This is a genomic window from Nonlabens marinus S1-08 (assembly GCF_000831385.1).
Taxonomy (GTDB): Bacteria; Bacteroidota; Bacteroidia; order Flavobacteriales; family Flavobacteriaceae; genus Nonlabens; species Nonlabens marinus.
Genome location: NZ_AP014548.1, coordinates 2069199 through 2082616, shown reverse-complemented (window position 1 = coordinate 2082616; position 13418 = coordinate 2069199). Strand labels below are relative to the sequence as shown.

Here is a 13418-nt window from a genome sequence, read left to right as displayed (position 1 = left end):
ATGAAAGTCACACTACGCGAGCGCAAGAAAAACGGAAAAATAGCTTTGTACCTTGATTACTACCATAAGGGCAAAAGAAAAACAGAGTATCTAAAATTGTATCTATCTCTAAACGCTAAAAGCAAAGCAGAGAAAGATCTCAATAAAAAGACTAAAGAACTGGCAACGACTATTTGTGCACAGCGACAAATCGAGATACAAAACGGACACTACGGATTTCAGGATATTGAGAAATTAAAGGGAAGTTTTATTGCTTATGTGACCGCACTTGCAGAAAAGAAAAATACCAGTAAAGGTAATCACGGCAATTGGTACAGTATGTTGAAACATCTAAAGGCATTTCAAACAACTGACATAAGTTTCGACCAGGTTGATAAACAATTTGTAGAACGGTTTAAAGAATACCTCGATAAGACTGCAATTGGTAGAGCGAACAAGTCATTATCTCAAAATTCTAAATATTCATATTACGGTAAATTCACAGCAGCTCTTAAGCAAGCTGTGAAAGATGGTATATTAAGAGTAAATCCAGCAGCAGGTGTTGACCATTTTAAACAAGGCGAACCACAACGCGAGTTTCTTACATTATCTGAATTACAGCAAGCTGTTAATACAGAATGTGAATTACCAGAACTAAAGAAAGCCTTTATATTTTCTGCCCTTACCGGCTTGCGATGGTCTGATATAGAGAAAATGGTTTGGTCAGAATTACAGCACTCTAAAGAAAACGGTTACTACATTAGATTTAGACAAAAGAAAACTAAAGGAGCTGAAACCCTACCTATTCCAGAACAAGCTGTTCAATTATTGGGCGACCGAAAAGACCCAACAGATAAAGTTTTTCAAGGATTACATTATAGCGCCTGGACAAATCTTAAGTTACAGCAATGGATGATGAAGGCTGGAATTTCTAAAACAATCACTTTTCACTGCGCAAGGCACACTTACGCTACGCTTCAGCTAACTTTGGGAACTGATATTTATACAGTATCAAAATTATTAGGTCACAAAGAATTGCGTACCACACAGATTTATGCAAAAGTAATAGATGACAAAAAACGTGAAGCTTCTAACCGTATTCAACTTGATTTATAATGAGCAAAGATTTATTTTCTGATATACTTTATGTTGATACTTATTTAAAAGACCAACGTAGCGAATTAAAATTTAAAGAGCTACTTCCAAAACTTGATAAAGAGTACAAGGAAACAACGCCTACCCAAGAAATCCGCTTTCCTAAAAAAGCATTTTCACCAAAGCTCAAGTATTACGAAAAGCTCATTGATAAAGAGACAGCGCTTCATTTTAATGAAATGATAGCAGAACTTGATAGAACCTCAACAGAAGAACATCTACAGTTTCTATATCAAAAATGGCATAATAGATTTATAAGTTATCTATTAAACATACAGCAGTATATCCAGAATAATGAAATGCAGGAAAAAGCTTTTACTGTTCCGGGTGCATCTGCTGATGCAGACCACGTACACGCTATATTTTATTTGAAAGCAAATGCAATTTTATTGTTTTTAGAATTGCAGCATAGATTTTCATACAATAGTGATGAACCATTACTTACTCAAGAAGAAATTCACGAAGTATATTTTCAGGAGTTACCACCTAATGACTTGTACGTAGTTGAATTTAGTGGTAAACCTATCAGCAAACCAAAACCATCTATAAATGTAGGTGGTAAATTCAACGCGATTAAAGCAGACCTTGACTTTAGAATACCTAATGATAAAATCTTGACTTATGCAGAGCTGGTCAAATCCTCAAAAGCTGACGCTTTTGCTCGTCTTGAAGAAAGATTGGTGGAAGAAAATCTTATTGATAACAAGTATTCATTCAATAACAAACGTGGCAACAAACAGGTAATAGCTGCCTTTTTTCTCACATTATTTGAAAAAGGGTACTTCAATGAACGTGTTTTTCCCGATGGGAAACCACCAAAAAAGATTGAAAGAAAGCACATCATAAAGTTCTTCGCTCACAGATATGGTCCAGGTAGTTATGCAGATAAGGAATACCGAAACTTTGAAGGTTCAAAACGACCAAAGTACAATCAGTTGCTCATCAAACATCCTTGGCTTGACCAAATAAGCTAAAAAATCATTATTTCTTAAAGTGGTATTATAACTATATAGTACCAAAAGTTAATACCAATTCTATTTCAACACGCTAATATACAGCGTGTTGTTAATACCATTTTTGCCTTTTTCTACAGTACCAAGCACATCTTCCCATATTGCACTTGCAGTTGACAATCAGCTGTGATGTTTGCGCAAACGTCCTTAATTATTTATAACAATAGAAATAATGGACGATAACATTATTGAACAATTAGACCGCATCGAAAAGATGCTGCAACAGCAACAGGCGTTGCAAAAAACGGTATTGAATTTTAACGAGACTTGTGCTTTTTTAGAACTATCTCAATCGCATCTGTACAAACTAACGAGTACAGGAGCCATACCACATTACAAACCCAACGGAAAGAAAATCTATTTCCACAGGGAAGAACTTGACCAATGGTTGCTACGCAACCGTATGGACACGCAGGACGAGATCGAACAGCAAGCTGCCGATTACCTAATCAATAAAGGAAGGGTACAGCTATGAACGATTTAATCCCATTAATCCTTGCGCTCTCTGAACAAATCAAGGAACTGAAAATATATATCCAACTCATAAGACAATCGAGAGCAGAAGTCTTAAAAGACAGTTGGGTAGATAATCAGGATGTGATGCAAATGCTTCACATTAGTAAGCGAACCCTACAGACCTTTAGGAGCAATGGCACATTGCCTTACAGCAAAGTATCTGGAAAATTCTACTATAAGGTATCTGATATTGAAGATCTGTTTAAAAGCAATTACTATAACCATAATTTCAAGACAGATGGTAAGTAGAGCTGCAATTTTAGATAAGACACATTACGGGCTAAATATTTACGCCTATGTGATACGACAGTACTATCCCGGCACAACCGTCCTTTCCCTTTCGGGAAGGGATTGCGGGATAACGAGAAATCCTTTTAATGACGATAAGGAAACGCTTTCAGTTTGCATTCAAGCTGGTGTAGCAATACATTCAGATATAGAAATTCCCACTTTTAAGGGAGATGTTTTTGAATTTGCGGCAAAGTATTTTAAAACTGAAAATGAAGATGATTTACTGATACGTATTTGCGATGCTTTGCATCTTAATATCCAAGTAAAAGATGATGAAGATCCACTTGCGTGGCTCAATGATGAAGATGATACTTGGTACACAGATATAAGTTTTTTTAAAGCACCTATCCGTAACGTATTTCCTTCGGAAACGCTACGGTTACATAATATACACAAGCTTATCACAAGTGAAAAGTATAAAAGTGTGACTACTGAATTAAGAGCAATAACAGACCCTAAAACCAAACGTAAATTCAAAGCAAACAATTTGGATTACGTCACATTTTCGGGAGTTTTTGAAAGGAGAAACGACAACAATCTGGTTAAGCATTCTAACCTCATCACGATTGACTTCGACCATCTGGACAACTTGGAAAAAACAAGGCAGTTATTATTAGCCGACAAAGCATTTGACACAGAACTTTTATTTGCATCCCCATCGGGCGATGGCCTTAAATGGGTTGTTCGCGTTGATCTTGAACAGGCAACACACGCACAGTATTTTCAGGCAATTACAAATTATTTACAACATACATACAACATAGAAGTAGATGCATCTGGTAAGGATATTTCCCGGGCTTGTTTTTTATGCCACGACCCTAATGCATTTCTTCATAAAAGACATAGAGCACTATGAAGAATTTTAATCCTTTAGAATGGCTGGATAAGCCTGCAAAGCAAGCACCACCCATAGAACCCATCGTTCAGCAACCTGTGCCTACAGCAGTTACAAATAATGATATTGAAAGCTATATTTCGAGCATTGAACAGTCTGGAATAGACATTACAGGCGACTATGCAACCTGGCGAAATATAGGTTTTGCATTGGCATCTGAATACGGCGAGCAAGGCAGAGATATGTACCATCGTGTAAGCCGCAACTTTTCAGATTACGATCACAAGGAATGCGACGACCAATTTACCAAATGCCTTTCAGCATCTGGACACGGTATTAATATTGCAACCTTCTATCATCACGCTCACAAAGCTGGTATTAAGCTTGCAAAAAGCAAGAACAGCATTCCTTCAGAAAAGTTAGATGAACCTACAATTGCGATGATGCCCGTGATACCGCAAGCGGTACACGACACAGTACCTGAATTTCTTAAAGCCGTGACACAGCCTGCAAGCAGTCCAGAAGAACGTGATATTTTATTATTAGGTGCATTGACTGTATTAAGTGCCTGCTTTCCTAATCTTTACGGATTTTATGATGAGCGCAAAGTCTATGCAAACTTGTACCTGTTTGTAACGGCCGCAGCTTCGGCAGGAAAAGGCAAGCTCAACCAACTTAAAAAGTTGGTAATGCCTATTCATAAAATGTTTAGGGAACAGTCGAAATCCTTAAAGCAACAGCACGAAGCGGAAATGGCAACTTATAATATGAACAAAAATAAAAGTGACAATTTGGAAAAGCCTATTAAACCACCTGAAAGGATGCTGTTTATTCCTGCCAACAATAGCACAACAGGAGTATATCAGTTGATTTCAGATAATGAAGGTCGCGGATTAATGTTTGAAACCGAAGGCGATACACTTACTCAAGCATTCAAATCTGATTACGGCAATTATAGCGATGGTTTCCGAAAGGCATTTCATCACGAGAACATCAGTTACTACCGCAGGACAGATCGAGAACTTGTAGACATTGAAAAACCGTGTTTATCAACGCTCTTATCAGGTACGCCCAAGCAGATTGCTTTATTGGTTCCCAATGCAGAAAACGGCTTATTCAGCCGCTTTGTATTCTACTATATGAATATTAAACCTGAATGGAAAGATGTATTTGCAACACATAGTAAGGTAGGTTTAGAAGAGCATTACACAAATTTAGGAAATCAGTTTTTGGGTTTGTACAAGACACTCAAAAACAATCCTGAAATAAGGGTTACGCTTTCGCGGAAGCAGCAACAGCGCTTTAATGAGTATTTCTCAAAAATGCAAGCAAAGTATATCAGCTTACAGCCTATGGAATACATTGCAACCGTACGAAGATTGGGATTGGTGGCATTTAGAATGGCAATGATTTTTACAGCCTTACGTACAATGGAAGATGGCGACGTAAATACGGTAAAGGAATGTGAAGATGCAGATTTTGAGAATTGTTTAAAGATTATTACGGTCTTGGTACAACACAGTAGTGCAGTATTCAATGATTTACCTACTGAACCAGCAAAAAAGCGCAGACCCAATAAAAAGGAACGTTTCTTACAAGGTTTGCCTAAAAAGTTTGACCGCACCAAATATCTCGAAATTGCTGACGCCAACGGCATTCCGCACAAGACGGCAGAAGGTTATATAACCAAGTTTGTAAAAGATGGTATCATACATCGTGAGAGCCACGGTCAATATCTAATTCCTGACGATTAGCAGCAATTCAACTTTAAGCATCAAGAAAATCGGGCAAGTCCCGATTTCTTTGTTTCCGCAAACCCTGAACACCCTAAACACCCTAAATCACTGGCGTAACAACAGTTATAAACGATTTTGACAATAACTTGTTAATAACGAGCACTTGTTTTTAGTTGTTTGTTTCCTTCTTTTTTTTAGATTTGACAAATATTGACAAGTCTAAATATTTCCAGTTATGGATTTTGGAACACACATCAGAAATATACGTGAAGAAAAGCAGTTGCTTTTACGACAGCTTGCGGCAGCGGTGGATATGGATGTGGCTTATTTAAGTAAAATAGAACGCGGTAATCGTGAAGCTCGTAAAGAGCAGGTTATTGCTTTCGCTAAAGCACTGGAACAGGATGAAAATGAATTATTAATGCTTTGGATGGCAGACAAAATATTCAATACAATAAGTGATGAACAGGATGGTCTAAAAATTCTAAATTACGCCAAGGAAAAAGCAAAAAACCTTAAATCAATGACAGAAAGTTTATTCTATAATGCGCTGACCTTTGATGTGCCAACAGGGCCTATTACGATGTATTTTTCGAAAGAGAAACACGATCGTAATCGTAAACTTTTCCGCAATAAGTTCCCTTCAAATATCGAAGATATATTCCCTGGTATCACCACTGATGGAACCGACACGATTTACACTTCTTTTTACTTTCCAGATGATAACTATAAAGCTCTTGACATTGTTCTAAAAGACCAGAATTCTGACTTTTTAAAGGACTACTATAACTTCACTATCAAGCGTTTCTTTAGAAAAAAGGGTAAGGTGGTTAAAAGAAATTTTGTCAAGGATAACCAACTGTGGCTACGAGATCGAGATTACTCTAATCCAACGTTTGCGCGCTATGACAAGTTCACATTCAAATTTCAATTTAAAGAGTTGAGTGATTATGGAGAATTAATAATTGCTTATGATGGAAAGAGCAAGATAATTAAAGAACCTGTTTCGGAATTGGTCAAAAAAGTGTCTGCCAAGAATTTCAGCGGAATAATTCACAACGCCACATATCACAAATATGAATATATAAGGGATGAAGATGATATCGACTATACAAAATCCTATGCCATATTAAATGCAGAGTTAAATAGTGAATTGGGTTTTGAAGCAGAAGTGTTCAAGCCAGAGAACAAATACATAGAGTTCAAGGAAAAAATTGATTTCCTGTGTAGTAAATATGTCTTTAAAGAAGATTTCAAAAAAGAAGTTCCCATCAATAATGAAGATTTCCTTCCAGTAGATAGCAGTTCAGTAGGATATGTAAGTGATGAGTGTAACGATCTACAATTTAAAAATGGTATTGGGCGTGTTCCTAAATTTGACTTTAAAAAGTACAAACCATATAAATCTACCCCTTATAAAAACATTCATTTGTTCTTCATTCTACACGAAAGCTTTGCAGAAGAAGCCGTAAAGCTTGAAAGCTATCTCAATAAACAACACAGCTGGTTTAAGGGTTTGCTGGACTTTACAGGTATTCTGTATCACGTAGAAAAAGGCTTTAGTATAGTTTTTAAAGATTTGGATAACCCTATGCCCGAAATATCAAACGGCATTAAAAACCTTGATCTTGATCCCGAGATTACGTATGCGGCAATTTATTTAAGTCCATTTAGCAAATTTGAGCCTAATCTCGCAAAGCGTGAAGTTTATTACCAAGTAAAGAAAGAACTCTTACAACGCCGTATCATTTCACAAGTGATAGACTATAAAAAGCTGGAAAGTAAGATTGATAATTTTGTGTACGAGTTGACTAACATTTCATTAGCACTACTCGCAAAGCTCGACGGCATACCTTGGCAACTTACTGTACAACCTAAACGAGAATTGGTAATAGGTGTAGGTGCATTTAAAAACGTGAGAGAAGATGTTCAATATGTGGCCAGTGCCTTTAGTTTTCAAAACAATGGAAAATTTAATGGGTTTGAGTATTCTGCAAAATCTGACACAGCACAATTGGCAGGAGCTATAAGTGATGCCATAGATAAATTTGTAAAGGTTGAAAACAATCCTGATAAGGTAGTCATACATTTTTACAAAGAAATGAACGACAAGGAACTAAAGCCTATTCTCAAGATGATGAATATGCTTAAAATGGAATGTCCTTTATACATCGTTAATATCAATAAAACCAAATCTGAAGATTTGATCGCTTTTGATGAAAATTGGCAAGGAAAATTAATGCCTAAAAGCGGTACATTCATCAAGATTGCAAAAAAAGAGTATAAATACCTTCTTTTCAATAATGCCCGTTATCCAGGAGTAGAGAAATATCCACATTATGAAGGTTACCCCTTTCCTGTAAAGCTTCGCATTACAAGTCCAGATGAAAAGGCAATGAATGACACGGCAATGATTAGAAAGCTCATTGAGCAAGTGTATCAATTTAGCCGTTTATACTGGAAATCTTTGCGACAGCAAAATGTTCCGGTTACTATCAAATATCCTGAAATGGTGGCTGAAATAGCACCTCATTTTGGCAAGGATATGCCACCTTATGGCAAGGAAAAATTATGGTTTTTATAATAGAGTATCAATAGCAATACAAAGCATTAATGGCATTATTTCAAACATCTGTACTTAAATCACATCTCGCTTTGCTTAATGAAGCAGCGGTAGATAAAGCATATAAAAAATATCAAAAGTACTTCTGGAATACGACGATACAGGAGAATATTAAAAGTGCAAAGGAAGAACAGTATCAAGCAACGTTTCTAAACGAATTGTTTGTAAATATTCTGGGCTATACACTATTCCCAAACCCTAATTCTAACCTAACCACCGAGTTTAAGAATGAGAAAAACGCTCGTAAGGCAGATGGCGCAATTCTTAAAGACGGTACAGCAATAGGAGTTATAGAGTTAAAAGGAACAAATACAAAGGACTTGGAGAGCATTAGGCGGCAGGCATTTGATTATAAGGCTAATCAAAAAGGCTGTGTGTATGTAGTAACATCCAACTTTGAAAAGCTGCGCTTTTACATCAATGATGCTACAGAGTTTGAAGAATTTGATTTGTTTACGCTTTCGCGGAAGCGGTTTAACCTACTCTATTTGTGCTTACATCTGGATAAGGTACTTAACAATACACCGCTAAAGATTAAAGAAGCATCTATTGTTGAAGAAGAAGAAATTACCAAAGCATTCTATAAGGACTATTCTATTTTTAAACGAGAGCTGTATCGTGATCTGGTTAAGCGCAACTCAAAGACGGTAAAGGATAAGCTCGCCACAACTGAACGTGATGAAGACATAACCAGATTAGAGAAAAATGTCAAACTAACGCTGTTTCAAAAATCTCAAAAACTCATAGATCGTTTTCTATTTATCTTCTTTGCGGAAGATAGAATGTTACTGCCTTCCAACTCTACCTTACAGATCTTAAACAAATGGAAAGATGATTGGGATTTTGGCGATGAACGTCCATTATATGGTCTTTTTAAGCAGTATTTCAACTTTCTGGATATAGGGCGCAAGGGGACAGAAAAACGTGCGGAAATCTATGCCTATAACGGTGGTTTATTTAAACCAGATGCCATACTCGATGCACTAGAAATAGATAACGACCTATTATATAAATACACACTTAAATTATCCAATTACGATTTTGAAAGTCAAGTAGATGTAAATATACTGGGACACATTTTTGAAAACTCACTCAATGAAATCGAGAGCGTTAACGCAGAGATTGAAGGTGGCGATTTTGATAAACAGACCAGTAAGCGTAAAAAGGATGGTGTATTCTACACGCCTAAATATGTTACCAAATACATAGTAGAAAATACCGTAGGCAAGCTATGTGATGAGAAGAAACAAGAACTTGGTTTTGATGAAGAACAATACTTTAAGGGGCGTAAAAACCGTAATAAAACAACCATTGAAAAATTAGTTAGTATTCTCGACACCTATCGTGAATGGTTGCTGCAAATTACAATTTGTGACCCTGCCTGTGGTTCTGGAGCATTCTTAAACCAGGCACTTGATTTTCTTATAAAGGAACACAATTATATAGACGAGCTTAAAGTACGTGTATTAGGTGGTGGTTTACAATTTCCTGATATTGAAAACACTATATTGGAGAACAACATTTACGGTGTAGATCTAAATGAAGAGAGTGTGGAGATAGCAAAGCTATCCTTATGGTTGCGCACCGCACAACCACGACGTAAACTCAATGATTTAAGCAGTAATATTAAATGTGGCAATAGCCTTATAGATAATAAAAGTGTTGCTGGAGATAAAGCTTTTAAATGGGAAACCGCTTTCGCGAAAGTGTTTGAAAATGGTGGTTTTGATGTGATTATAGGTAATCCACCTTACGTAGTTTATATAAAATCTATTTTCGGGCAGCCTACATTAGATTATATAAACAAGCATTATAAATATGCGGAGTATAATCCAAACACATATGCCCTATTTACAGATTTAGCTTTAAATACTCTTTTAAAAACCGATGGTTATTTAGGGTTTATTATTCCTAATAGCTGGATGGACGGTCAATATTTTTCCAAAATGCGGCAAGATGTTTATAACAAATTAATTAAAGAAATAGTTTATTTAAAAAATACTGCTTTTGATGAAGTTGTTGAAACAGTAGTAATTCACATAAGAAATAGTGACACTATTCCAAGTACAATAAAACTTACAACTGATATTAAAGAGAATATTTACGGTTCTGCAACTTTCGAAAAAGATCGTTTTACCAGTGGCTATAATCCATTTATATACTCTTCAAATCCTCTATTGGAAAAATTGGATAATGGTTTTGAAAAATTAAAAGATCACGCGATTGTCTATCGTGGTTTAGAGACACGGAATAATAAATTGTGGTTATCAGAAGACAAAAAAGATGAAAATCATTTACCAATACTTTTAGGTAGGGATGTTAATAGGTATGACATAGAATATACAGGAACGTACGTAAACTTCATACAAAGTGAAATGAAAAGTAATGCTAATCTTGATATGTATTTACAACCAAAGATACTTATGCGTCGTACGGGCTCGTCAATTATTGCTACCAAGGACGAAGATAATATGATGGTATTGAAAAACTCTTATTTGATTATTCCTGATGAGATATATAAATTAGACCAGTTGTTGGCACAACTTAATTCATCTTTATTTGGGTTTTACCACAAATCAATGACAAGTGCTGAAAACAAAGCATTTGCCCAATTTAAAGGAACATATATATTAGATTTTCCAATAAAATTTGATAAGGCGATAGACTTCTCAAAGCCTGTTAATAACACAATCAGGTATAACGCAAGCCTGACAAAACTTAAATCAAATTTCAAGTCATATTTCTCTGGTCAATACAGCCTTTTAAAAATCACAAGAATTCTTGAATATTGGTATGAGCTTGATTTTACGAAATTTATTAAAGAACTTAACAAGGCCATAAAAGTTACCAACAAATTAAGAGCAGAAGAAAGCCTTAACCCTATCGCTACGCTTACCAAAAAAGATGAGTTTGAATGGATGGAACTCTTTGAAGATAACAAGAAAAAAGCGCAAGAGCTTCAAGATCAAATAGCCGTCACAGAAAAAGAAATTGATCAAAAGGTTTATGAGTTGTATGGTCTCACAGAAGATGAAATTGCAATTGTTGAAAATAGTTAAGGATGGAAGAAAAAGTATATATCTACGGCGACGAGTTCGGTACAAGTTCAATGAACTTACAGGCACAAAACGAAGTTTCACATTTTGTGTATTCTGCAATTGTAGTTTCAGAGAGTAATCTCAATAAAGCATATGAAGTAAGAGATTATATTTCCAAGAATTTCTTTCAAGGCCAAAAAATAAGATCTAAATCAAGAGCGGTTAAAAAAATTGATAAACGCCTTAAAGCACTGCAATATTTAAGCAATAATCTTGACTTTAAGATATATACTGTTGTCGTAGATAAATCCAAAATTGACAGTGCGGGTTTACAAATAAAGGAAGTTTTCTATAAGTACTTCCAAAAGATATTTGCTTCTAACATCATTTCAGATTATCAGAATTTTGAGATATATGTTGACGAACTCATTTCTGAAGAATACAAGCAAGAAATGTATTCATATTTGAATAAAAATTTAAGTATCCAATCATTGTTCAGCAACTACAAAATGGTTGATGATAAAAATGAAGTATTGGTTCAGTTAGCCGATTTAGTGGCTGGTTCTTTGGGAAGAGTATTTGCACATTCACATTACGTTAAAGAAGCGTCGGATATTGTTGATGTTCTAATAGGTAAAATGACGCCACCAGAATATTTCCCATATCGTTACCAAGTACCTACTACAAGTAAATCCACTAACAGTTCCTCTATATTGGTCACACGGTTTGTAATTAATGATGTAATACTATATATCAATCAAAATTCTAAATTAGACCCTAAAGTAGATTTATTGAAGTTTCTTTATTTCTGTTTCAGAATTAACCCCAATCAATTTGTCGATGTACACTCAATTCAAGGTAGTTTATCAAGGCTTCATAAAAACATTACCGTTGAACAAATAAGAACTTTGATAAGAGATTTGCGATACGATGGCATTTTGGTAGTAACAGCAGCTGGGCGTAGTGGCTACAAGTTAGCAAAAGATGAAAATGATATAAGTGCATATTTTAATCATTATTTAAATTACGTAAAACCGATGCTTCGCAAAATGGAAGTGGCAAGTAATAAGTTAAAGAAACTTGATGTAGATAATCATTTAATGGATAGTCAAAAATTTCTTTTGCTTAAACAGTTAATAAACGTGAGTGAAAAGTTTTAAATATGAATAAGATTTACTTTGATGAAGCAGGTAACACTGGGCAAGATATGTTAAATAAAGATCAGAAAGTTTTTGTTTTAGCTTCTGTCAATTATGATGCAACTGCACAAAATGAAATAAAATCGCTTTTCAATGTAGATGGCGAAATCCATTTTAAACAATTAAAAAATAGTGGTAATGGTAGAAGAAAGATTTTAAATTTTTTAAACAGCCCTTGGATCAAAGAAGATCATATTATCTTATACTATGCAAACAAGGAGTTTGCTACTTGTGGCCAAATTGTTAATCTACTTATTGAAACCGTATTTCATCATAATGGATATGACTTATACCTTCACGGTCGCCACATAGCTTATACAAATTGGATATTCTACTTTGGTAATTTCTATTGGAATAAACATTTATTCAACATATTTCTCGAAGCATTTGTTGCGATGATTAGAAATAAGGACACTTTATCAATCAATAATTTTTACACTATAACTAAAGAATTGTATAATCAAATTGATGAAAAGGAAATTCTTGAACCTGTTTTAAAAAGTAAAAATCATATTGATGAAGTATTGAGTGCAGTTGATCAATTCTCTATAGATGTTACGTTTTCAACTTTTTTGGTACTCTGTGATAAATGGGCGAAGCAAATCGGCAATACAATTGACGTAAGGTTTGATCAGTCAAAGCAGATTGAACATTACAATAGATACATAGAAAAAACGCTTGAATTAATCCCCAAGACTGAAAAGACTATTGAAATAGGTTACGATAATCGTACTATGAGTTTTCCTCATCAAATTTCTTCTGTAGAGTTAGTGAACTCTCAAGATGAGATGGGTGTACAATGTGCTGATTTAATAGCCAGTTCCCTGGCATTCGCTTATAATAATGAAGAAGGTAGAATGGAAAAGTTTTCAAAACAAATCAAAGAAAGTAAATTGTTCCAATTATCAAATGCACAAAGTCTTTGGCCCACAGATGATGTTTCGCCTGAAGCGTTAGGGATGGAGAAAGGGGAAGGTGTTAATCCTCTTGATTTTTTAGTTCGAAATTTTCCACAAGCTTTTAAAGATTAGTA

The 13418-nt window shown here is 35.2% G+C and carries 10 protein-coding genes; all 10 read left to right on the top strand.

All coding sequences use genetic code 11. The features are described from left to right. A complete protein-coding gene (locus NMS_RS09570) occupies window positions 1-1095 on the top strand; it encodes a site-specific integrase (RefSeq protein ID WP_041497635.1) in 1095 nt (364 codons plus the stop codon). After that, window positions 1095-2108: a DUF6617 family protein gene (locus NMS_RS09565; RefSeq protein WP_041496506.1), complete on the top strand. Its 1014-nt coding sequence runs from the start codon at window positions 1095-1097 to the stop codon at window positions 2106-2108. Before NMS_RS09570 ends, NMS_RS09565 begins: the two co-directional genes overlap by 1 nt. Before the next feature lie 211 nt (window positions 2109-2319). Continuing rightward, entirely contained in the window at window positions 2320-2622 is a 303-nt protein-coding gene (locus NMS_RS09560) for a helix-turn-helix domain-containing protein (RefSeq protein ID WP_041496505.1), read from the top strand. Further along, a complete protein-coding gene (locus tag NMS_RS09555) occupies window positions 2619-2912 on the top strand; it encodes a helix-turn-helix domain-containing protein (RefSeq protein WP_041496504.1) in 294 nt (97 codons plus the stop codon). The genes NMS_RS09560 and NMS_RS09555 overlap by 4 nt, the downstream gene beginning before the upstream one ends. After that, window positions 2902-3810, top strand: a complete 909-nt coding sequence (locus tag NMS_RS13740) for a BT4734/BF3469 family protein (RefSeq protein WP_052476882.1) — start codon at window positions 2902-2904, stop codon at window positions 3808-3810. Before NMS_RS09555 ends, NMS_RS13740 begins: the two co-directional genes overlap by 11 nt. Beyond that, window positions 3807-5543: a DUF3987 domain-containing protein gene (locus NMS_RS09545; protein ID WP_041496503.1), complete on the top strand. Its 1737-nt coding sequence runs from the start codon at window positions 3807-3809 to the stop codon at window positions 5541-5543. The genes NMS_RS13740 and NMS_RS09545 overlap by 4 nt, the downstream gene beginning before the upstream one ends. A gap of 217 nt (window positions 5544-5760) precedes the next feature. Continuing rightward, entirely contained in the window at window positions 5761-8109 is a 2349-nt protein-coding gene (locus NMS_RS13635) for a Piwi domain-containing protein (protein WP_070097871.1), read from the top strand. 29 nt (window positions 8110-8138) lie between these two features. After that, a complete protein-coding gene (locus NMS_RS09535; RefSeq protein ID WP_041496502.1) occupies window positions 8139-11207 on the top strand; it encodes an Eco57I restriction-modification methylase domain-containing protein in 3069 nt (1022 codons plus the stop codon). Window positions 11208-11209: 2 nt separating this feature from the next. After that, a complete protein-coding gene (locus NMS_RS09530; RefSeq protein ID WP_041496501.1) occupies window positions 11210-12346 on the top strand; it encodes a DUF3800 domain-containing protein in 1137 nt (378 codons plus the stop codon). Between the two features lie 2 nt (window positions 12347-12348). Next, window positions 12349-13416, top strand: a complete 1068-nt coding sequence (locus NMS_RS09525; protein WP_041496500.1) for a DUF3800 domain-containing protein — start codon at window positions 12349-12351, stop codon at window positions 13414-13416. Window positions 13417-13418 lie beyond the last annotated feature (2 nt).

Excerpts from the sequence above, each read along its gene's own strand:
- NMS_RS09570 (WP_041497635.1), top strand. The coding sequence starts at position 1 with ATGAAAGTCACACTACGCGAGCGCAAGAAAAACGGAAAAATAGCTTTG.
- NMS_RS09565 (WP_041496506.1), top strand. The coding sequence starts at position 1,095 with ATGAGCAAAGATTTATTTTCTGATATACTTTATGTTGATACTTATTTA.
- NMS_RS09560 (WP_041496505.1), top strand. The coding sequence starts at position 2,320 with ATGGACGATAACATTATTGAACAATTAGACCGCATCGAAAAGATGCTG.
- NMS_RS09555 (WP_041496504.1), top strand. The coding sequence starts at position 2,619 with ATGAACGATTTAATCCCATTAATCCTTGCGCTCTCTGAACAAATCAAG.
- NMS_RS13740 (WP_052476882.1), top strand. The coding sequence starts at position 2,902 with ATGGTAAGTAGAGCTGCAATTTTAGATAAGACACATTACGGGCTAAAT.
- NMS_RS09545 (WP_041496503.1), top strand. The coding sequence starts at position 3,807 with ATGAAGAATTTTAATCCTTTAGAATGGCTGGATAAGCCTGCAAAGCAA.
- NMS_RS13635 (WP_070097871.1), top strand. The coding sequence starts at position 5,761 with ATGGATTTTGGAACACACATCAGAAATATACGTGAAGAAAAGCAGTTG.
- NMS_RS09535 (WP_041496502.1), top strand. The coding sequence starts at position 8,139 with ATGGCATTATTTCAAACATCTGTACTTAAATCACATCTCGCTTTGCTT.
- NMS_RS09530 (WP_041496501.1), top strand. The coding sequence starts at position 11,210 with ATGGAAGAAAAAGTATATATCTACGGCGACGAGTTCGGTACAAGTTCA.
- NMS_RS09525 (WP_041496500.1), top strand. The coding sequence starts at position 12,349 with ATGAATAAGATTTACTTTGATGAAGCAGGTAACACTGGGCAAGATATG.